Genomic DNA, 19,125 nt, shown 5'->3' on the forward strand with positions numbered 1-19,125 from the left:
AGCCCCGTCAAAGCGGGCGCCCTCGCTTGAGGGGCGCCCGGGCACCCCTAATGCGAGGACGGCGTTTCCGAGCTTTCACTCTCCCGTTCTTCCGTTGCCGTCTGCGTCTTGGAGGTTTGCGCATAGGAGGCAGACACGCGGCGGTAGACGGGAGTGAGGAAAGCGATCAGCGCCACCACGATCATGATGATGCCGGCGGCCAGGAACACCAGGGCGATGCCGCGGGAGATCCCTTCGCCCAGCAGCGGTGCGAGGTTGGCAGATCCCTCCGCGGACCGGGCGTACGGGATGATCCAGAATTGGGCGATCGGGGCAATGAGGAAGGCAGTGATGGGCGCCGCAGCGGACTCGAATGCCATGGCGAAGCCAAACACCCTGCCCTGCCGGGGAAGTGGCACCACGCTTTGGATGACGGTCTGCTCGGCGGCTTCCACCACGGGAACCAGCGCCATGTAGAGCCAGATTCCTACGATGTAGAGCCAGGCCCACTCGCGGAAGGTGAACAAGGCGCCGATGAATCCCATGAGCACCACGGCAATGAGCATGGTCCGCAGGGGGTTGGACCCCAGGCCGAATTTGCCGACCAGTGCGCCGCCCACAATGAAGCCTGTGGCACCGATGGCAGAGACGACTCCCCACATTTCAACGGAGAACATTTCCAGGCCATAAGGGTCCATCAACGCCATGTAGACGCCGCCGATGAAGTTGTTGAACGTGGAGAAGAGAATCAGCGCGAAGAGCCCGGAGATTGCCATGACGGCAGCCCACGACCCCCGGAGGTCGAAGCCGCCTTGCGCATCGGAGGCCGCCGCCTTCACTTCCTCCGGCAGACGCAGGGTGAGCAAGTGCGCGAAGGCCAAGGCGGTCAGCACCAGGGCGACAACTACGGTCCAACCCATGCCCAGCAACCCCACCGATAGCCCGGAGAGGACCGAGGTGACAATGAACATGAGCCCTTGCACCATGCCCACCAGCCCGTTGGCGTTGGCCCGCCGATCCGGTTCGATCAGGATGGTGACGGTGGTGGATAGGGCAATGTTCCGCATGTTTTCCACCACTGCACCGATCAGGATGATCATGGTGAAGATCCAGAACCATGGCTGCGTCAGGTCCAGGAGCGCCTGCTCCGGTGTCAGCAGGAACATGACGCCTGAGAGGACGAACATCCCCATGGTGAAGGCTGCGGCGAAACGCATCACGGCAAGCTTCCGGTAACGGTCCACGAACGTTCCGAAGCTGATGCTGGAGAGGGCGATCAGCAGCATGTACGCACCGCCGATCACTCCGGTGGCAATGACGTTGCGTGTCTCCAAGTACACCCAGAACGTCAGGGCGAACCACAAGTAGCTGGTGGTGATATTTGCCAGGGCAGTGTTCACCAGGATCCCGGTGAAAGTACGGGATCTTTCCGCGGGGGTACGTAGGGAGAGATCGATGCTGTCAGTAGACGCGGCGGAGGCCGGTTCCTGCTCGGTCATGCGTCCCAGTAAACCACCGCCGCCAGCGTCCCGGTAGTATCGGCAGGGAATCCTAATGACGCTTGGGGGAGTAATAATATGACGGAAGTTCAGGGCCAGCTTTCCTTCACTGATGACATCAGCCGGGACCTGGAACTACAGGAGTATGGCTTGGACCCGGCCCTGGATTCAGTACTGCTTCCCAATGCTGCCGTCATGAGCGCCCTGCAGAACCTGGTGCGGCTCGCCACGGAGCTGTGCGGCGCTCCCTTTGGCGTGGTCAACATCATCAGCGCGGAGTACCAGCACCAGATTGGCGCCTGGGGCGTGGACCCGGGCGTCTGCTCCCGTGAGGACTCCATGTGCGCCAAGGTGTTCCTCTCCCGTGAGAGGACAGTGGTGGCCGATGCCTCAAAGGATCCGCGCTTCGCGGACAATCCCTTTGTTACCGGTGAACTCGGGAAAGTCCGCTTCTATGCTTCGGTCCCCCTGCAGACAGAATCCGGATTCGTCCCTGGAACCTTATGCGTCTTCTCGGATAAGACAAAAGAACTGCGCCCCGAACAGGTGAGCATGCTGGAGGTCTTGGCAAAGCAGGTGGTGGAGTTGTTGGAACTTCAGCACCGCACCACCCAGCTGGACCGGACCTATGCCGAGTTGAAGGACAGCAATGCCAAGCTCGCCGGGTTTGCCGGACGCGTCAGCCATGATCTCCGCATTCCCCTCACCACCATCCTGGGCTATGTGGAACTGGTGGAGGACGACCCCGATGTAGAACCGAACAGCACGGCTGCGCGTTACCTGGACCGCATCGGCTCCAGCGGACGACGGATGCTGGGCATGCTGGAGGATGTTCTGAGCTATTCCCGGGTGGGCGGCGCAGTCCAGCCCACCCACGTTTCCCTGCGCCAAGTGACCGAAGAAGTTGCCCGCGACCTGGGCATCGAGAATCACGGGATTGTGGAGGTGGAGGATTTGGCCCTCCATGCCGACCATGGACAACTCCGGACGCTGCTGCAGAACCTGCTCTCCAATGCCATGAACTACCGCAGTCCTGATCGCGATCTCCGCGTCCGGATCAACGGGGTTTCCAATTATCATGGCGCCACGATCTTCGTGGCGGACAACGGCAAGGGCATCGAGCCCGGAGATCGCGCCAAAGCCCTGGAGCCCTTGGTGCGTCTGCGGCGGGAAGGCGACGGCCCAGGTTCCGGACTTGGTCTGGCCACGTGCAGCAGCATCGCCAAAGCACATGGGGGCGAGCTCACGTTGACCGAAACTCCCGGCGGCGGAACAACCGTGGCGGTCAGCTTTCCCGCAGGTCTTTAAACTACTTACCCTCGCCGGGTCCTTTGGCCTTTTCAGACTTTTTCTCGCTCTTTCCGTTGCTCTTTTCCTTGGCAATGTCCGGGCCCGGCACCGCTGCGGGCGCGGGCGCCGGCGCTTGCACTGGCGCAGGATTCTGGGCGGGCTCCTGAAGATTGACGACGTCAGCGGGCTGGACGTCAGCACTTCCGGCGTCGCCGCTACCGGCGTCGGCAGGCTGGGCATCAGCAGGCGATGGCGCAACAGGGATGGCGGGCACCACCGGCGCAGCTGGCTGCGGCTCCGCCTGCGAAACGCCTGTGTCCGAAGGCTGGGAGGGATCGGCTGTGTTGCTTGCGGGCGCGAAACCCTGAGAGAGAATCAGCAGGGCCAGCGGAATGGTCACCGCTGCCGCGGCCACGCCACGGACGGTCTTGGGTCGCCGTTTGCTGAAGTCCCTAATGCCGGTAACTGTGGCCTGCTTCCGGGTGACTGCCCGCAGAGGCGGCCGGCTCGGAACCTGCGGCAGCACGGCGGTCCTTCGCCCGGCCTGTATCCCTTCCTCGGCGAGCGCCTGCTCCACGTGCTGCGCAGTGGGGCGCTTCCCCGGATCCATGTCTGTCATTGCTTCGAGCAACTCCCGCAGCGGAGCCGGCAATTCCAACGGAACCTGCGGTGCCCGGTGGAGGCGCGCTGATGCTGTCTCAATGGGGGTGCCCGGGTACTCGGCCCTGCCGGTGAGGCATTCGAGCAGTACCAAGCCCAGCGAGTAGATGTCGCTCGCGGGAGTCAGGCCCAGGCCTTGAGCCTGCTCGGGGCTAAGGTACTGGGCGGTCCCCACGGTGAAGCCGGTTGCGGTGAGCCTGTTGTCGTTCATGACCAGAGCGACGCCAAAGTCTGCCAGCTTGACGGTCTGCGCCAGGCCGTCGTCGTCGGATACCAAAATATTGGCCGGCTTGATGTCGCGGTGGATAACGCCGTGTTGATGGACCTGGGAGAGTGCCCCGGCCAGCCGGATGCCGATCCGCGCGGTCTCGGGAACGGTCAGCGGCCCGTCAGTGAGCACGGCGCGCAAATCCCTGCCCTCAGCAAGTTCCATCACCAGATAGGCACGTTCTTCGTCATTGCGCGTGTCGACTCCGGCGTCGAAGGCAGCCACCAGCCCCGGGTGGTCGAAGGCGGCCAGGAGCCGCATTTCGTTTTCCTGGCGGGCCCGGAACGATTCGTCGCCGGAACCGGGCAGGAAAATTTTGATGGCCACGTCGCGGCCGAGCAGCAGGTCCGTCGCCTGGTACACGGCTGACATGGCGCCTCTGCCCAGAACGGGTCCCAGCTGGTAGCGGCCGTCAAGTGTTTCAGCGGCACCTGCAACGTCTGTTCCTGCAGTTGCGGCTGAGGCGGGGAGATGGGGGTCCACGGCCTCGTAGTTGTTGCCCACGAATGTCACGTCCTTCAGGCCGACCTGGAGCCGCGGACTCAACCACTGTCCTAGCGTCACCACGCAATGCCGTCATTCAAACTTTCACGATGGCCGCGCGGCCGTCTGCTTCAGCCACGTGCGGCCCAGGCAAACAGCCCACACAGCATCATCCGGTTTACCAGATAAGTAATCAGGATACTGATTAAGCAGCCGGATGGGTAATGCTAAGACGCAATTGCCCGGCTATGGCGCGATCCGGAGCCGGTCCACCGCCACCCGGGACTCAGCATGGACCTGGCTGAATCCGGCGGAGATCGGGCCGGGCGGCACTAACCGCAGCAGAACGCCCGACGGCGACCTCCCGCCGTCGGGCGCTTCCTCACGTGACGTAACGTCCCTACGTGACGGAGGAAACTGCGGAGCGGCGCGCCTGCAGGGCACAATGGAAAGCATGACCCTCACAACTTTCGCCCTCGTCCGCCACGGCCAAACCGACTGGAACGCGGAGCGCAGGTTGCAGGGGGCCACTGACATCCCGCTCAACGACGTCGGCCGCGGACAGGCGCGCGACGCCGTCGACTTCCTCTCAGACCAGGCATGGGACACCGTAGTGTCCTCGCCACTGAGCCGTGCCGCCGAAACTGCCCGGATCATCGCCGACGGCCTGGGACTCAAAGTTGCCCGGCTGGTTCCGGAGCTCACCGAGCGCAGTTTCGGTCCCGCCGAAGGACTCCAGGCAGGGCCCGAGCTGGAGGCATTGCGCATCCCGGGCGGCTTCCGTGGAGGCGAAACAGACCAGGCCGCTGCTGACCGCGGCATTGCCGCCTTGGAATCACTAGCTGAAGAATTCGCCGGCAAACGCGTCCTGGTGGTTGCACACGGCACCCTGATTCGGCTGACCTTGAGCCAAGCGATCGGCCGCACCCTGAGCAGCGTGCAGAACGCTGTGCTCAACCTGGCCCACCACCATGTGACCGACGGCTGGCAGCTGGAGTACTTCAACGGCGAGCGCGTCACGGCCGACGTCCAGCCCTAAGCCGTCAACCCCAGCCGGGACCCCCGTATACCAGTCGCTGCATCGGGGACCAAGACGCAGGCTTGAAGCAGCTATCGAGCGTCGAGCCGGGCCCTCAGTTGCTTTGTGTAGTCCGAATAGGCGGCAGCAATCTCTTCCAGGTCAACGGTCTGCGGGAAATCGATCACGGGTTGATGTTCGGCCAGATACGTCGTGGTTTCTTCAACAACACGCTGCTCCTCAAAGACGTCCAGGCCCGCCTCAGCCAGGAAATCCGGGTTGGTGTGGACCAGGGACTCCCCGGTTTGGCCTTCCGAGGCCCACCGCACCAAGTACTCGTTGTGATTGACCAGTTCAATGTCGAATGACTTCTCCATGGCAGCAGCCTACGCCGCTAGGGAGATGGCGCTGACATACCCCGCATCGGCTTGGCTATCTGAATTCGGCTCCGGCCAAGATGGTCTCCGAACGGCTTGACCACAGGCGCACCCTGAACTGTCGCCGCCGGGCCCTCCGGGCGACTGGCCCTTCGGGTCCGGACGCACAACAGCGCACGACGGCGGCCTCCCGCCGTCGTGCGCTTCTTCGATAAGTTGCGGCTGCTAGACCTCGGGGCGCCGCTCGACAACCGTGTGGGGATCGCCGCGGCGTTCAACAACAGTGCGGCGGGTCCTGTTGGACATGGCGATGGAGATGATGAGGCCGATGATGCCGACCCCGATCAAAATGTAGCCGACCAGGACTTGGTCGAGGAAGGGGATGATTCCGGGGGCGAGCGCGAAAGCCAGAATAGCTCCGATGGCAATCAGTGCAATGGAAGAACCAATTCTCATAACGTGCTCCTCATATTGTTTTGGCGCAGTCAGGGCCTGCGTCAAATCTGTGTCATCAGGATACTTACGAACAAGAGCTCCGGCCAGTCATCGCCACGCCGCGTTCATCGGCGTTAATTAATGACCGTAGCGTTCCGCCACCCTGCCGATTGCATCCTCGGGAGTCGGCGCTGGACCAAATACCTGCTCCTGGCGGCTGATGTCCGCAACGTACCTGCCGGTCTCGAACCACGCCACCATGCTTGCCATATCGCCCACCAACGGCAGGACTTTCGCGGTCACTTTACCGAGTCCCGCTATGGCACCGGCGGGTACGGACATCACCTTGATCTGCTTTCCCGCCCGACGGCCAGCCAGCTCCGCCGCTTCATGAATACTCACCGGCCGGCTCCACCCGATGTCAATCCGCTCACCCTCAACAACGTCCGCGTCCACCGCCTCCGCAAGGTACGCGGCGACGTCACTGGCCAGGACGAAAGTGAGCCGGGCATCCTTGGAACCGAGCCACACGAAGCGGCCCTTCGCGAAGGGATCCCCGCCCATCCCCACCGCTTGGTCGAAGAACGCGCCGGGCCTGAGGGCCACAAAGGGAACACCGAGATCTTCGAAAGTGTCCTCGGCCTTCTTCTTGTTCCAGAAATGGGGAATCTGGGGAGTCTGGTCGCACGTGACGATGCTGATGAGCACGAAGCGCGGCACCCGGGCGTGCTTCGCCGCGACAGCCAGGTTGTTGTTGCCGAAAGTGTCGATCGCTGTGGCGTTCTTGTCATTGCGCGTATAGCCGGCCGCCGTCGAGATCGCCGCCGAAACACCGGTCATCGCAGTGATCAAGGAGGCGGTGTCCAGCATATCCCCGCGGGCAATCTCAACACCCTTGGCAACAAGCTTGGCCGCATTGGACTTCGGTCTCACCAAAGCGCGGACTTTCTTGCCACGCTTGAGAAGCTCGTCCACCACTTGGCCACCCAGGAAACCCGTAGCACCAACAACAAGGACAGGTAGGTCTTCGGCCACGGCTTCTCCTCAAGGGTTTGTTCCTAGGGTCAGTGGTAGCACGCGACGGGAGCTCCGGGCTAGGGCATGTTCAGCCGAGCACATTGCCCTCGCCTGCGTGGCTTACCCTGCGTGGCTTACCCTGCGTGGCTTAGATGGTGATGACCACCTTCCCGCGGGCTTTACCGGCGTCGAAATAACGCATGGCCTCGGGGACCTGCGCCAGCGGAAACGTTCGGTCTATTGCAGGAGTGATGGTTCCTGCGTCCAAGAGCTCCGCAAGGTGTTCCAGATCCCCAGCCGTCTGGGTTCCCACTATCATGGTGAGCCGCTGCTTGATGAACGGGGAGAGTGCCACTGCCCGCAATTGGCGATCCATGCTCCCCGTCCACGAGCCGCCTTCCTCACCACCGGTGATCACAGCAGTACCGGCAGGGGTGAGCGACCGCCGAAGTCGGGCAACGGACGGGTTGCCTGCGATGTCGATGATGACGTCGTAGCGTTCCGCGCCATCAGCAAAATCCTCCGTGGTGTAGTCGATGACGTGGTCTGCGCCGAGGGTTCGGACCAAGTCCAGCTTGGCGGTGCTGGCAACGCCGGTGACCCGGGCGCCTGCAGCCTTGGCGAGCTGCACCGCGTAGCTGCCCACGCCTCCGGAGGCGCCGGTGATCAGTACGCTGAGCTCCCTGGATGCCGCCGCCTTTTCCTTTGGCATCGAGGCCTTCATCGGATCAATACCGCCGGCGCGCAGCGCAATCAGGGCAGTGCAGGCTGAAACCGGCACCGCAGCGGCCTGCTCGAAGCTAATACCCGAGGGCTTGTGCGCAAGATGATTTTCACCGGCAGCGGCGTACTCAGCGAAGGTTCCCTTCCCCGACCCGAAGACATGGTCACCCACAACAAACCGCGTCACTTGTGAACCCACCGCCTCAACGGTACCGGCGAGGTCCAGCCCGGGAACGGGATGCCTCGGAGCGCGGAAACCGTAGACCGGGCGCAGCGCATACGGCAAACCGCTGGTGATGTGCCATGTCCCGCGATCCAACCCGGCGGCCTGAACCTTCACCAGTACTTCATTCTCACCTATGGCGGGGCGCGGGACCTGAGCCTCGCGCAGGACGTCGGCGGAACCGTAACCCTCCTGAACAATGGCCCTCATGAACGGGCCCGGTATGGACCGCCGCTTGTGATGACGTGATTCCTTGGCTTGCTGACCAGTGGTCATGGCCGGACCTCTCAGGGTGTGCGTTGATGGGTTACGGGGTTGTTTCAGCAATTTCGTACGCTGTACCAAAGACGTTACCGTACACTGTACTAAAGGTCTAGGGGTACTAAACGTCTAGAGGTACTAAAGGTTTAGGACCTAGACCACCAGCACCAAACCGCCATGAACCCGTTCCAAGCCGAGGGAGATCCCGTGACCGCAGCAGCCCAGCGCCTCCCCCTGAGCCGGGAACGCGTCCTGGAGTGCGCCGTCGCGCTCGCGGACGAATCCGGGCTCGCTGCGTTGACCATCCGCACGCTTGCTCACAGCATGGGAACCAAACCCATGTCGCTCTACTACTACGTAGCCAACAAGGACGAAATCCTGGACGGAATCGTGGACATGGTCTTCAGCGAAATCGACCTTCCGGCGTCCGACGGCGATTGGCGCGAAGAGATGCAGCGGCGGGCAACGGGAGTGCGAGCGGCACTAAAGCGGCACCCCTGGGCAGTCGGGCTGGTGGAAAGCCGGTCCGCCCCGGGACCGGCCACACTCCGGCACCATGAAGCGACACTCGACACTTTGCGGAGTGCGGGGTTCTCTGTGCAACTGACGGCCCACGCTTATGCCCTACTGGACAGCTACATCTACGGATTCGCCGCCCAGGAAGCTGCCCTGCCGTTCGAAGGCCGCGACACTGCAGCGGAAATCACCAAACCCATCATGGAGCGCTTCTCCACAGGTGAGTATCCGCGCATGGTGGAGATCGCCGTCGAGCATGTCCTCAAACCCGGCTACGACTTTGGCGACGAGTTCATGTTCGGCCTCGACCTCATCCTGGATGGACTCCAACGGTTGAAAGCCGGCACCGAATAAAAGCCATCCCGCAGGACGCGCGAGTCTCATTGGAGGCACTCAGGCGCGCGGGGTACGGTTCGGGCATAGCTGACGACGCCGACTGAGGGAGTTTTGTTCATGGCCAGGATCGAGGACTACGCCATCATCGGGGACCTGAACACGGCTGCCTTGGTGGGGCGCAGCGGCTCCATCGACTGGATGTGCCTGCCGCGCTTCGACTCCCCGGCCTGCTTCGCCGCACTGCTGCATAACCCCGACGCTGGCCGCTGGCTCCTCGCCCCCGCCGGGACACCCGACGGGGGAAACAGCACGCGACGCCAGTACCGCGAGGACACGTTGATCCTGGAAACGGAGTGGGAAGTTGACGGCGGCTCGGTCCGGGTGATCGATTTCATGCCCGTCCGCGACGACGCCGTGGATCTGGTGCGGATCGTCGAGGGGCTGTCCGGCGAGGTAACCATGAAAATGGAGTTGGTTCTGCGCTTCGACTACGGCCGGGTGGTGCCGTGGGTCCGGCATAGCGAGCACGGCATCAGCGCGGTGGCCGGCCCCGACTCGGCCTACCTCACCACCCCGGTCACCCTGGAGGGCCGGGACAAGCGCACCTACAGCGAATTCACGGTGAAAGCAGGCGACCGCGTTCCGTTCGTGCTGCGATGGGCGCCAAGCCACGAACGGGAGCCCCGGCGGATTGATCCCTTCCGTGCCGTTGCCGGAACGGAGAAGTTTTGGCTTGAATGGATTGGCCGCAGTGAGATGTCCGGCAAATACAAGGAGCCGGTGGAACGGTCCCTGATCACCCTTAAAGCCCTGACGTACGCACCTACCGGTGGGATTGTGGCCGCCGCAACTACGTCCTTGCCCGAGCAATTGGGCGGGCCGCGGAACTGGGACTACCGGTACTGCTGGCTGCGCGACGCCACGCTGACCTTGCAGTCGCTGCTCGCTGCGGGCTACACCGAGGAAGCCGGCGCGTGGCGGGATTGGCTGCTGCGCGCTATCGCCGGCGACCCTTCAGAGCTTCAGATTGTGTACGGGCTCGACGGCGCCAGGAGACTTCCGGAGGCGGACATTCCCTGGCTCTCCGGTTACGAAGGTTCACAGCCGGTCCGTACCGGAAACGCCGCTGCCCCGCAGCTTCAGTTGGACGTGTGGGGCGAGGTACTGGATGGTCTCTCACTGACCCGGGCTGCTTCTCCTCAGGGCACGGTGGACACGTCATGGGACATCCAGGTGGCGTTGATGGAGTACCTGGAGGGTGCATGGAACCAGCCCGACAACGGGCTGTGGGAAATGCGCGGACCGCGCCGGCACTTCACCCATTCCAAGGTGATGGCCTGGGTGGCTGCGGACCGCATGGTCAAGGCGGTGCGTACATCCGGCTTGCCCGGCCCGGCTGACAGGTGGGCGGCGCTTCGCAGCGAGATCCACGCTGACGTCATGACCAAAGGCTTCGACGAAAAACTCAACACCTTCGTCCAGTCCTACGGCAGTACGGAATTGGACGCGAGCCTGCTCCTCATTCCACGGGTGGGTTTCCTGCCGCACCGGCACCCGCGGGTTGCCGGGACCGTAGATGCCATCCAGAAAGGACTTAGCGATGACGGCTTGGTCCTGCGTTACCGCACCCAGTCCGGGCACGACGGACTCCCGGGCGACGAAGGTGTCTTTCTGGCGTGCTCGTTTTGGTTGGTGGACGCGCTGCTGGGAATCGGCCGCACCGGCGAGGCGACCGAGCTCTTTGAGCGACTACTCAGCCTGCGCAACGATGTGGGCCTGCTCAGCGAGGAGTGGGATCCTCGGACGCAACGGCACCTCGGCAACACACCGCAGGCATTCAGCCACTTCCCGCTGATCCACAGCGCGCTTCAACTCCACCAGGGCGAAGCCCACAGCAGTGACACGCCGCTCCATCAATCCAAACATCCAGAGCGAGCCAGCGGCTCTACCCTTCGGAATGGCCCTCGCCTTCGGTGACAGACGTTCCGTCCTTGTGGCTGGCTTCCTCCAAGTGAAGGTCCAGCTTGCGTTCGGCTTCGCGGCGACGCTGGCCGACGGTCCGCATCTGCTGCGTTGTAGGATCTCCCCGTTCTTCTGACGCCGCACTGTATGTTGCTGCGCCCTCGGCGGGCTGCACATTCTCTTGTTCGCCCATATGACTATGGTCCCATCCTTGGGTGGGCAGAGGTAGCTTAATGCCGGCGTTGTGAGGCCCGCCGTCGGGCCTTTGATAGAAATCGCTTTCACGGATCAGGAACATAAGCTACATTTATCTCCAGCGGTTTTCGGGATGCCATCCCTATAATCGGAATCAAGAAATCCGCATCCCTACTCACACGGCTACAACCTCTAGCCATCACTCGCTTGGAGACAAGATTGACTGAGAACAGCGTTGTTCAGAATGCCCGCCGGCCAGGTACCGGCACCCCATCCGAGGTGAAGAACGTCCGCCGCGCCGCATGGGCCGGACTGATCGGAACTGCCTTGGAGCAGTACGACTTCGTGATCTACGGAACCGCCTCCGCGATCATCTTCAACACGATCTTCTTCCCCAACGTAGAGCCCGCAATCGGCATCCTCGCAGCGTTCGGAGCCTACGCCGTGGGCTTCGGCGCGCGGCCCCTGGGTGGACTCTTCTTCTCCAAATACGGCGACAAGTTGGGCCGCAAGTGGGTGCTGGTGGCCACCCTTTTCCTCATGGGCATCGCCACTTTCGCCATCGGGCTTCTTCCCACATACCAGCAAGCCGGGCTCTGGGCACCAGCGCTGCTGGTTGCCTGCAGGTTCCTTCAAGGCTTCGGCGCCGGTGCTGAGCAGGCCGGCGGCGTGGTCCTGATTGCGGAAACCGCTCCCAAGGGCACGCGCGGCAAGTACGCCTCACTCGTCTTCGTAGGGGCCGCGGCCGGCACGGCGCTTGGAGCTGTGGTGTGGATTCTGGTCCAAATGATGCCCAAGGAAGCCCTGGAGTCCTACGGATGGCGACTGGTCTTCTTCTCCTCCATTTTCGTGACGATCGCCGCCTACGTCATCCGCCGAAAGCTCAAAGAGTCCCCGGTCTTCCAGGAACTTCAGGAAGAAGGCGCTATCGGCAAGAAGGACACCCCGGTGGCAGATGTGGTCAAGAACGGCCGCAAGAACCTTTTCCGCGTGTTCTTCATGAACGTCGGCGCCAACGCCCACTCCTACCTGTTCCAGGTGTTCCTGGGTTCCTACCTCATCAGCCAACTCAAGATCGACGCGACGTTCATACCGAAGGTCCTGCTGGTGGGCGCCCTGTTCGCGTGCGTGTCCGCTTACGTTTTTGGCAACCTCTCGGACAGATTCGGTCGTCGGTCCATGTACTTGGTGGTCACCACGTTCCTCTTCATCTTCCCCGTCCCGGCCTTCCTGCTGATCAATACCGGCAACCTGTTCCTGATTTCGCTGGTCATCGTCCTGGGCTTCATCTTTGCCGCCCAGGGATCCGTAGGCGTCCAATCCGCATACTTCCCTGAGCTCTTCGGCGCACGCTACCGCTACGCCGGCGTGGCACTTGGCCGCGAGTTCTCCTCCGTTTTCGGCGGCGGCATAGCCCCGCTGATCTGTTCCGCATTGGTTACTGCCTTTAGCGGATCCTGGGTCCCGGTTGCCATCTACATGATGGCCATCATGGGGATCAGCCTGTTCACCACCATCAAATCCCCGGAGACGGTCGACCGCGACCTTCTCCTTGAAGAGGACGCCAAGTAATGCCGCAACCCACCACCCCCACTCATCCCACCAAAATAGTCATCACCGACTGTGATCATGATTCGATCGATATTGAGCGTGCTGTCGCCCGGGCTGCCGGCGTTGAGCTGGTGTTGGCTCAGTGCCGGACCGAGGACGAGGTCATCCATGCTGCTGCCGGCGCGGACGCGATCGTTGTGCAGTACGCGCCTATTACAGCCAAGGTTTTGGACGCGTTGCCGGGCCTGAAAGCGATAGGCCGTTACGGCGTCGGGGTTGACACGCTCGACGTCGCAGCGGCCACTGCGCGCGGCGTCGCCGTCTGTAACGTTCCCGACTACGGCACCGAAGACGTCAGCGATCACGCGATCGCGTTGGCTGTGAGCCTGGCCCGCGGGATTACGCAGCTGGACCGTGGCGTGCGCCGCGGCGAATATTCGCTGGGGCCGGTTCAGCCGTTGCACCGGATCAGTGAGCGCGTGTTCGGGGTGGTGGGTTTGGGCCTGATTGGTGCAGCCACGGGCCGGAAAGCAAAGGGACTCGGTTACCAGGTCATTGGTTCGGATCCGCTGCTGGCTCCCGGGGATGTCACGGAGGACGGGATCACTGTGGTGAGCTTCGAGGAACTCATTGCCGGTGCTGATGTGATCTCCCTCCATGTGCCGCTCAACCAGCACACCCATCACCTGATCAACGGTGACGTCCTGGACCGGGTGAAGCCGGGCGCTGTGCTCGTCAACACTTGCCGCGGCGGAGTGGTGGATACCGAGGCCGTGGCAGCAGCCCTCACGGACGGTCGTCTGCATGCTGCCGGCCTGGACGTCTTCGAAGTCGAACCGTTGCCCAGGACCAGTCCGTTGCTCGAGCTGGACAACGCGGTCCTCACGCCCCATGCGGCTTGGTACAGCGAGGAATCCTACGCGGAACTCAAGCGACGCACGGTGGAGAATGTGGTGGAGGTGTGCGCCGGCCGCACACCGCGGAACATCCTTAACATTGAGGTGTTGATGGGGAGCGTGTCCGCATGAGCATCGAAACTGCAGCTGAAACCACGTCACTGACCATGGGCGCAGCCGTCTGGACCGGTCCGGACACCATCGCATACCGGACCATTCCGCTCCCCGAGGTGCCGGAAGGTTGGGCATTGGTCCGGTCAGAGCTCACTGGTATTTGCGGGACGGACTTTTCCATCCTTCATGGCAGCCACCCCCGGGCCGAAGCGCCGGTGGTGATGGGTCATGAGATCACGGGAATCGTAGAGGTCGCAGCCCCGGGGGGTCCGGCCGTGGGAACACGGGTGATCGTGGAGCCGCTGATTCATTGCGGGAACTGCCACCCGTGCCGCCAGGGTGACACGCATGTGTGCCGGAGCCTGAAGCTGTACGGGATTGACGTCGCCGGGTCCTTGGCAGAGTACGTTACTTTGCCGGCGGAAACACTCATCCCCATTAGCTCCGGGGTTCCGGTCCAGGAAGCTGCGTTGGCTGAGCCCCTGGCGGTGGCGGTGCATGCGGTGTCCCGGTCCGGGCTTCGCGGCGGGGAGCGGGTGGTGGTGTTCGGTGCCGGTCCTATCGGCATCCTCACCGCCTTGGTCGCCCGGCATGAAGGGGCCGGCAGCGTGCTGATTTCCGAGCCCTCGGAAGAGCGCCGCAAGGTGGCCGAGGAGCTGGGCTTTGACACCGTCCCTACCGGCTCCGACCCCGTGGCAGCCGTTCTGGACGCTACGGGTGGGGACGGCGCGGACATCGTGTTCGATTCCGCAGCCCACCCCTCCGTGGCGGCACTGTTGCCTAAAGCTGTCCGGGTGCTGGGCACCATCGTCTTGGTGGGTGTGTACAAGAAACCCGTCGAGGTGGACCTGCAAGCCCTGACCTTTGCAGAGAACACGGTGGTGGGTGTCCGCGTCTACACGCGGGCCGACGTCGAACGCGCCGTGGAACTGATCGAGGGCGGCAATCTCGGGCTCGGACGCATCCCCGTGGAGGTCTTCCCCCTCGATCAAACGCTGGCCGCGTTGACCAAAGCCATGACCGCCGGGGCGGTCCTCAAAGTATTCGTGGGCCCCGCCACCGCCACGGCGGCAGCGGCCCCCGGCAAGGAAGAAGAATGAAAGACACAACGGGAACTGACACCGGCACCACTGAGACCGTGGCGCTGCGGGCGCCTTTTGACCTGACCGGCTCGACGGCGGCCATCACCGGAGCTTCCCGCGGCATCGGCTTGGGCATCGGATTGGGATTGGTCCGGGCGGGCGCGAACATTGTCGCGCTCCAACGCGGCCCGCTCGCCCCGGAACTGGCAGCAGCCGCGGCAGAAGCCGGCGTGAGGGCCGAGGCCGTGGCCATCGACCTGTCCAGCCAGGACTCCGTCACCCATGGTATCGAAACGACGCTGGGCAGGCACCGGATCGACATCCTGGTCAACAACGCCGGCACGCAGATCCGCCATGATTCCGTGGAGTTCCCGTTGGAAGACTTCGACGCGGTCATGAACATCAATACCCGGGCCGTGTTCCAGCTTTGCCAAGGCTTCGGCAAGCCCATGGTCGAACGCGGGCACGGCAAAATCATCAACCTCGCATCCCTGCTGTCCTTCCAGGGCGGCTTACGGGTCCCGGCCTACGCAGCATCCAAGGGAGCGGTAGCCCAACTGACCAAAGCCCTCTGCAACGAATGGGCCCCGCACGGGGTGAACGTCAACGCCGTCGCGCCCGGTTACATCGCCACGGACATGAACGAGGCACTCTTGGCCAACACCGTGCGGAACGAACAAATCTCCACCAGGATCCCGGCAGCCCGCTGGGGAACAGGGAACGACCTCGCCGGCGCGGTGGTGTTCCTGGCCTCCCCGGCCGCGGACTACATCCACGGCATCGTCCTGCCCGTGGACGGCGGGTGGCTGGCCCGATGAACAACTCTCACAACCCGGCACGCCCGGCCCCCTCGGCGATCCTGACAGCCCATCCTGTGGTGGCCGTCATGCGGGCACACCACGCCCGCGAGTACGCCCCCGTGATCGAGGCGCTGATCCGCGGCGGGGTCCGGTCCATTGAGCTGACACTGAGCACCGAGGGCGTGTTCGCCGAACTGCCCCGGCTTAAGGAACGCTTCGGTACGGACGCCGAAATCGGCGTCGGCACCATCACCACCGTGGACCACGCCAAGCAGGCACTCGAGGTAGGCGCGGACTACCTTGTCACCCCCGCGACGGTCACCGCAGTGGTGAGCGCCGCCGTCGAACGTAACATTCCGGTGTTCCCGGGTGGCCTGACACCCACCGAACTACTCGCCGGCTGGGAAGCCGGCGCCACCGCCGTGAAGCTCTTCCCCGCCTCCACGGTCGGACCCGGCTACATCAGCCAACTCCGCGGACCCTTCCCACAAATGCGGATCGTTCCCTCCGGCGGCATCGGAATCGAGGACGCACCGGCCTGGATCGCAGCCGGCGCCCTGGCCGTGAGCCTCGGCGGCCCACTGCTGCGCGACGCCTTCACCGGCGGGAACCTGACCAAACTCACCGCACGCGCCGAAAAACTCAGCAAGCTCGTGGCTGAGGCCGTGGACGCGAGGACAGCCACATGAGCTGCAGTAACGGGACATACACGGACGTGGTGACCATGGGCGAAACCATGGCCCTCATGAAAGCCGTAACGCCGGGCCCCCTGGCACATGCCGGGTCACTGGGGCTGGGCATGGGCGGGGCCGAAACCAACTTCGCCATCGCCCTGCAACGCCTCGGCACAAGCGTGACCTGGCTCGGGCGCGTCGGGCAGGACAGCCTCGGAGACCTCGTACTCCGGGAAGTGGCCGCCGAAGGCATCACCACACTCGGCATCCGCGACCCCCACGCCCCCACAGGCCTGATGATCAAGGAACGCCGAACCCAGGAACACCTGAAAGTCTGGTACTATCGCACCGCCAGCGCCGGCTCACGCCTGGCACCGGAAGACGTCCCCGTCGACGCCATCCAAAACGCGAAACTCCTGCACCTGACCGGCATCACACCCGGCCTCTCCGCAACAGCGCATCAAGCCGCGCTGCACGCAGTAACCGTGGCCCGCGAAGCCGGGGTGACCATCTCGTTCGACCTGAACTACCGCGCAGCCCTCTGGACAGAAAAGGAAGCCGGGCCGGTCTTCCGGCGCTTCATCGAACAAGCAGATCTTGTTTTCGCCGGCGACGACGAAGCCGAAATCGCAGTAGGGCCCGGAGCGGACTCACTCCAGCTCGCCCACAAAATCGCCGCGTTGGGCCCCCACCAAGTGATCATCAAAAACGGCCCAGCCGGTTGCGTCGGTGTGATCGACCACGCTGAATACCGCCAGGAAGCAGTGCGCATCAACGCTGTGGACACCGTCGGCGCAGGAGACGCCTTCGTAGCCGGCTACATCTCTGACCTCCTAGCCGGAGCCCCCATCCAGGACCGGCTCCACACCGCAGTACGAACAGGCGCCTTCGCCTGCCTCGTCCCCGGCGACTGGGAAGGCATGCCACAACGGCACGAACTCGAACTATTGGACGCCTCAGAACCCGTGAGGCGGTAGCCGCCGTCGGGTCGGAAGGGCTGGGTCTGCCGGGGCTAGATCCAAGCCCTTTCGAATCCGGGAGGAAGGCAACTGGTGAGCTCCGGCTGGAACTTCTGAAGCAACACAACAAGGGACTGGATGCGCTCAGGGGTCATGTGGACGCTGGGGGCCGAGACTGACACGGCGGCAGCCATGACACCGCTCAAATCGGGTATCCCGATGGCCAGGCACGTGATCCCGAGTTCGTTCTCCTGATCATCCATGGCGTAACCATTGTGCTTCGCCCGGTGCAGCGCATCCAGGAAGTCTTCGGCCGTCCTAATGGAAAGTGGCGTGGGAGTGAAGGTGTGGTTAAAGGCCTTGATCGCCTCCGACTCGTCCTTCTCGGCCAGCAGCACCTTGCCCAGTGCAGTGGTTTGAGCCCGTCGGCGGACGCCGGGGTAGGAGGTCATCTCGAACCCACGGTGACCACGGGCCTTGGCCAGGTACACCACTTCATCCCCGGAGAGTATTCCCAAGTGGGTGGCGTCCAGGGTGATCCGGGCGATGTCGGACAAGATCTGCTGCACGGCTCCTGGCAAGTCGATGCTGGTTTGGGCTTGAGTGCCCAGCTCCAGCAGCTTCACGCCAAGGTGGTAGCTTCGGTCTTCGGCCTGGCTCAGGTACCTTGCTCCTACAAGCGAGGTCAGCATCCTATGGGTGGCCGAGCGACTGAGTCCCGAGACTTTGGTAATGTCCTCGAGCCGATGGTTGCCTGCCGCTACATGGTCGATCAGGCTGAGTCCGCGTTCAAGCGTGCGAGCTCCTGCGGTGGTGGCTTCCATGCTTCAAATTCTCCCACGCAACAGGCACGGATCCCTATATTTGGGAACCCTGGCGCCCGACGGCGACCTCCCGCCGTCGTACGCTTTAGCACTGCCTCGGGCGCCGGGCTCTCCGGCGGTGACGGCTCTGCAGCTTCTCCAAGGGTGGGATGGAGTCCAGCGCGGTTTGGCACGCGCGGTTTGGCACGCGCGGTTTGGCAGAAGTCGACTCCTGGGCACGTGCGCGTGCATATTCTTGGCCCAACTGACGCCGATGAATGAGGCACAGCAATTAGTAAGCATCCTTGCCTTCCTGCAGGGCGTGGTGTTTTCTTGATTAACCCACGTTCAGGGACCCGGCTTAGGAGCTGACATGGCATATGAAAATGACGCAGGATCAAGCACCCCTCAGGGCCGTAGGAACGACGTCGTTGCCGCGGAGAAGGAACGCTTCGGCGGAATCAAGTGGGGTTCGGCATTCTTCGGCTGGTTAACCGCCATCGGGATGACCGTCCTGCTAAGCGCCTTGGCCACGGCCATAGGCGTAGGTGTAGGAGCGGCAAATCCATCCGAGACCCAACAAGCGGCGGAGCAAGCCCGGCAGAACGCGGAAACCCTGGGCATGGTGAGTGGAATCGTGCTGGCGGTCGTCTTGTTTCTTGCTTACTACTGCGGAGGGTACGTCGCTGGCCGGATGGCGCGTTTCGACGGCGTGAAGCAAGGACTCGCCGTGTGGCTTTGGGGCATCATCATCGCCATCATCGTGGCGATTCTCGCAGCGGTGGCTGGGAGCCAGTTCAATATTCTCGGCAATCTTAACGGCGCCCCGCAGATTCCCGTCACGGAAGCCTCATGACCGCCAGCGGCATCGTTGGACTCGCCATCGCCCTAATCGTCCCTCTCCTCGGCGCGATCGTGGGAGGCGCGGCCGGAATGCGATTCCACCGGAAAGTCGATCAGGCCGTCGTCCACCACCAAACCGGGCTCGTCGGTTAGGCCCAGCG

At 63.3% G+C, this 19,125-nt stretch carries 20 protein-coding genes; 12 read left to right on the forward strand and 8 right to left on the reverse strand.

The genetic code is table 11. The features are described 5' to 3' along the window. Positions 1 to 47: 47 nt before the first annotated feature. On the reverse strand, positions 48 to 1,478 hold the full coding sequence (locus LDN70_RS19870; RefSeq protein WP_166842527.1) for an MFS transporter: 1,431 nt from the start codon (positions 1,476 to 1,478) through the stop codon (positions 48 to 50). A gap of 78 nt (positions 1,479 to 1,556) precedes the next feature. On the opposite strand from LDN70_RS19870, the gene LDN70_RS19875 reads away from it, so the two are divergent. Further along, positions 1,557 to 2,786 (forward strand): GAF domain-containing sensor histidine kinase, encoded by a 1,230-nt coding sequence (locus LDN70_RS19875; protein WP_166842528.1) that lies wholly within the window; start codon positions 1,557 to 1,559, stop codon positions 2,784 to 2,786. A 1-nt stretch (position 2,787) separates the two neighbouring features. On the opposite strand, the gene LDN70_RS19880 is transcribed toward LDN70_RS19875, so the two are convergent. Then, positions 2,788 to 4,242, reverse strand: a complete 1,455-nt coding sequence (locus LDN70_RS19880; protein WP_223941194.1) for a serine/threonine-protein kinase — start codon at positions 4,240 to 4,242, stop codon at positions 2,788 to 2,790. Between the two features lie 382 nt (positions 4,243 to 4,624). Here LDN70_RS19880 and LDN70_RS19885 point away from each other — a divergent pair, with 382 nt between their 5' ends. Continuing rightward, a complete protein-coding gene (locus tag LDN70_RS19885; protein ID WP_223942693.1) occupies positions 4,625 to 5,218 on the forward strand; it encodes a histidine phosphatase family protein in 594 nt (197 codons plus the stop codon). Positions 5,219 to 5,289: 71 nt separating this feature from the next. On the opposite strand, the gene LDN70_RS19890 is transcribed toward LDN70_RS19885, so the two are convergent. The 4 genes from LDN70_RS19890 to LDN70_RS19905 form a co-directional block, all read right to left on the reverse strand. Next, positions 5,290 to 5,574, reverse strand: coding sequence for a hypothetical protein (locus LDN70_RS19890; RefSeq protein ID WP_223941195.1), 285 nt, complete (start codon positions 5,572 to 5,574; stop codon positions 5,290 to 5,292). A 225-nt stretch (positions 5,575 to 5,799) separates the two neighbouring features. Beyond that, positions 5,800 to 6,030, reverse strand: a complete 231-nt coding sequence (locus tag LDN70_RS19895; RefSeq protein WP_043470828.1) for a DUF6458 family protein — start codon at positions 6,028 to 6,030, stop codon at positions 5,800 to 5,802. Between the two features lie 117 nt (positions 6,031 to 6,147). Then, positions 6,148 to 7,044 carry an SDR family oxidoreductase gene (locus LDN70_RS19900; protein ID WP_166842529.1) on the reverse strand — a complete coding sequence of 299 codons (897 nt, stop codon included), beginning with the start codon at positions 7,042 to 7,044 and terminating at the stop codon, positions 6,148 to 6,150. 130 nt (positions 7,045 to 7,174) lie between these two features. Then, on the reverse strand, positions 7,175 to 8,248 hold the full coding sequence (locus LDN70_RS19905) for an NAD(P)-dependent alcohol dehydrogenase (protein WP_223941196.1): 1,074 nt from the start codon (positions 8,246 to 8,248) through the stop codon (positions 7,175 to 7,177). Between the two features lie 162 nt (positions 8,249 to 8,410). Here LDN70_RS19905 and LDN70_RS19910 point away from each other — a divergent pair, with 162 nt between their 5' ends. Both LDN70_RS19910 and LDN70_RS19915 read left to right on the forward strand, forming a co-directional pair. Further along, complete coding sequence (locus LDN70_RS19910) at positions 8,411 to 9,103, forward strand: TetR/AcrR family transcriptional regulator (RefSeq protein WP_223941197.1); 693 nt, start codon at positions 8,411 to 8,413, stop codon at positions 9,101 to 9,103. Between the two features lie 99 nt (positions 9,104 to 9,202). Next, entirely contained in the window at positions 9,203 to 11,062 is a 1,860-nt protein-coding gene (locus LDN70_RS19915; RefSeq protein ID WP_223941198.1) for a glycoside hydrolase family 15 protein, read from the forward strand. Here the strand turns inward: LDN70_RS19915 and LDN70_RS19920 are convergent. Further along, a complete protein-coding gene (locus LDN70_RS19920) occupies positions 11,031 to 11,240 on the reverse strand; it encodes a hypothetical protein (RefSeq protein ID WP_223941199.1) in 210 nt (69 codons plus the stop codon). The genes LDN70_RS19915 and LDN70_RS19920 overlap by 32 nt on opposite strands. 221 nt (positions 11,241 to 11,461) lie before the next feature. Here LDN70_RS19920 and LDN70_RS19925 point away from each other — a divergent pair, with 221 nt between their 5' ends. The 6 genes from LDN70_RS19925 to LDN70_RS19950 are packed head-to-tail and all read left to right on the forward strand — an operon-like array spanning position 11,462 to position 17,336. Then, the gene (locus LDN70_RS19925) at positions 11,462 to 12,814 is read left to right on the forward strand and encodes an MFS transporter (protein ID WP_166842534.1); all 1,353 of its coding nucleotides are present in this window, start codon (positions 11,462 to 11,464) and stop codon (positions 12,812 to 12,814) included. Continuing rightward, entirely contained in the window at positions 12,814 to 13,821 is a 1,008-nt protein-coding gene (locus LDN70_RS19930; RefSeq protein WP_223941200.1) for a C-terminal binding protein, read from the forward strand. The genes LDN70_RS19925 and LDN70_RS19930 overlap by 1 nt, the downstream gene beginning before the upstream one ends. Continuing rightward, on the forward strand, positions 13,818 to 14,903 hold the full coding sequence (locus LDN70_RS19935) for a zinc-dependent alcohol dehydrogenase (RefSeq protein WP_223941201.1): 1,086 nt from the start codon (positions 13,818 to 13,820) through the stop codon (positions 14,901 to 14,903). The genes LDN70_RS19930 and LDN70_RS19935 overlap by 4 nt, the downstream gene beginning before the upstream one ends. Further along, complete coding sequence (locus tag LDN70_RS19940; protein ID WP_223941202.1) at positions 14,900 to 15,703, forward strand: SDR family oxidoreductase; 804 nt, start codon at positions 14,900 to 14,902, stop codon at positions 15,701 to 15,703. The genes LDN70_RS19935 and LDN70_RS19940 overlap by 4 nt, the downstream gene beginning before the upstream one ends. Next, a complete protein-coding gene (locus LDN70_RS19945; protein WP_223941203.1) occupies positions 15,700 to 16,374 on the forward strand; it encodes a bifunctional 4-hydroxy-2-oxoglutarate aldolase/2-dehydro-3-deoxy-phosphogluconate aldolase in 675 nt (224 codons plus the stop codon). The genes LDN70_RS19940 and LDN70_RS19945 overlap by 4 nt, the downstream gene beginning before the upstream one ends. Next, positions 16,371 to 17,336, forward strand: coding sequence for a sugar kinase (locus LDN70_RS19950; protein ID WP_223941204.1), 966 nt, complete (start codon positions 16,371 to 16,373; stop codon positions 17,334 to 17,336). The genes LDN70_RS19945 and LDN70_RS19950 overlap by 4 nt, the downstream gene beginning before the upstream one ends. 35 nt (positions 17,337 to 17,371) lie before the next feature. On the opposite strand, the gene LDN70_RS19955 is transcribed toward LDN70_RS19950, so the two are convergent. Then, on the reverse strand, positions 17,372 to 18,142 hold the full coding sequence (locus LDN70_RS19955) for an IclR family transcriptional regulator (RefSeq protein ID WP_223941205.1): 771 nt from the start codon (positions 18,140 to 18,142) through the stop codon (positions 17,372 to 17,374). 352 nt (positions 18,143 to 18,494) lie between these two features. Here LDN70_RS19955 and LDN70_RS19960 point away from each other — a divergent pair, with 352 nt between their 5' ends. After that, positions 18,495 to 18,977: a hypothetical protein gene (locus LDN70_RS19960; RefSeq protein WP_223941206.1), complete on the forward strand. Its 483-nt coding sequence runs from the start codon at positions 18,495 to 18,497 to the stop codon at positions 18,975 to 18,977. Then, entirely contained in the window at positions 18,974 to 19,117 is a 144-nt protein-coding gene (locus LDN70_RS19965) for a hypothetical protein (RefSeq protein ID WP_223941207.1), read from the forward strand. The genes LDN70_RS19960 and LDN70_RS19965 overlap by 4 nt, the downstream gene beginning before the upstream one ends. Positions 19,118 to 19,125: the final 8 nt, after the last annotated feature.

It is taken from the genome of Arthrobacter sp. StoSoilB22, from assembly GCF_019977315.1.
GTDB lineage: Bacteria > Actinomycetota > Actinomycetes > Actinomycetales > Micrococcaceae > Arthrobacter.

Coding starts and splice junctions, on each gene's coding strand:
- LDN70_RS19870 (WP_166842527.1), bottom strand. CDS start 1,478: ATGACCGAGCAGGAACCGGCCTCCGCCGCGTCTACTGACAGCATCGAT.
- LDN70_RS19875 (WP_166842528.1), top strand. CDS start 1,557: ATGACGGAAGTTCAGGGCCAGCTTTCCTTCACTGATGACATCAGCCGG.
- LDN70_RS19885 (WP_223942693.1), top strand. CDS start 4,625: ATGGAAAGCATGACCCTCACAACTTTCGCCCTCGTCCGCCACGGCCAA.
- LDN70_RS19890 (WP_223941195.1), bottom strand. CDS start 5,574: ATGGAGAAGTCATTCGACATTGAACTGGTCAATCACAACGAGTACTTG.
- LDN70_RS19895 (WP_043470828.1), bottom strand. CDS start 6,030: ATGAGAATTGGTTCTTCCATTGCACTGATTGCCATCGGAGCTATTCTG.
- LDN70_RS19905 (WP_223941196.1), bottom strand. CDS start 8,248: ATGACCACTGGTCAGCAAGCCAAGGAATCACGTCATCACAAGCGGCGG.
- LDN70_RS19910 (WP_223941197.1), top strand. CDS start 8,411: ATGAACCCGTTCCAAGCCGAGGGAGATCCCGTGACCGCAGCAGCCCAG.
- LDN70_RS19915 (WP_223941198.1), top strand. CDS start 9,203: ATGGCCAGGATCGAGGACTACGCCATCATCGGGGACCTGAACACGGCT.
- LDN70_RS19920 (WP_223941199.1), bottom strand. CDS start 11,240: ATGGGCGAACAAGAGAATGTGCAGCCCGCCGAGGGCGCAGCAACATAC.
- LDN70_RS19930 (WP_223941200.1), top strand. CDS start 12,814: ATGCCGCAACCCACCACCCCCACTCATCCCACCAAAATAGTCATCACC.
- LDN70_RS19935 (WP_223941201.1), top strand. CDS start 13,818: ATGAGCATCGAAACTGCAGCTGAAACCACGTCACTGACCATGGGCGCA.
- LDN70_RS19940 (WP_223941202.1), top strand. CDS start 14,900: ATGAAAGACACAACGGGAACTGACACCGGCACCACTGAGACCGTGGCG.
- LDN70_RS19945 (WP_223941203.1), top strand. CDS start 15,700: ATGAACAACTCTCACAACCCGGCACGCCCGGCCCCCTCGGCGATCCTG.
- LDN70_RS19950 (WP_223941204.1), top strand. CDS start 16,371: ATGAGCTGCAGTAACGGGACATACACGGACGTGGTGACCATGGGCGAA.
- LDN70_RS19955 (WP_223941205.1), bottom strand. CDS start 18,142: ATGGAAGCCACCACCGCAGGAGCTCGCACGCTTGAACGCGGACTCAGC.
- LDN70_RS19960 (WP_223941206.1), top strand. CDS start 18,495: ATGGCATATGAAAATGACGCAGGATCAAGCACCCCTCAGGGCCGTAGG.
- LDN70_RS19965 (WP_223941207.1), top strand. CDS start 18,974: ATGACCGCCAGCGGCATCGTTGGACTCGCCATCGCCCTAATCGTCCCT.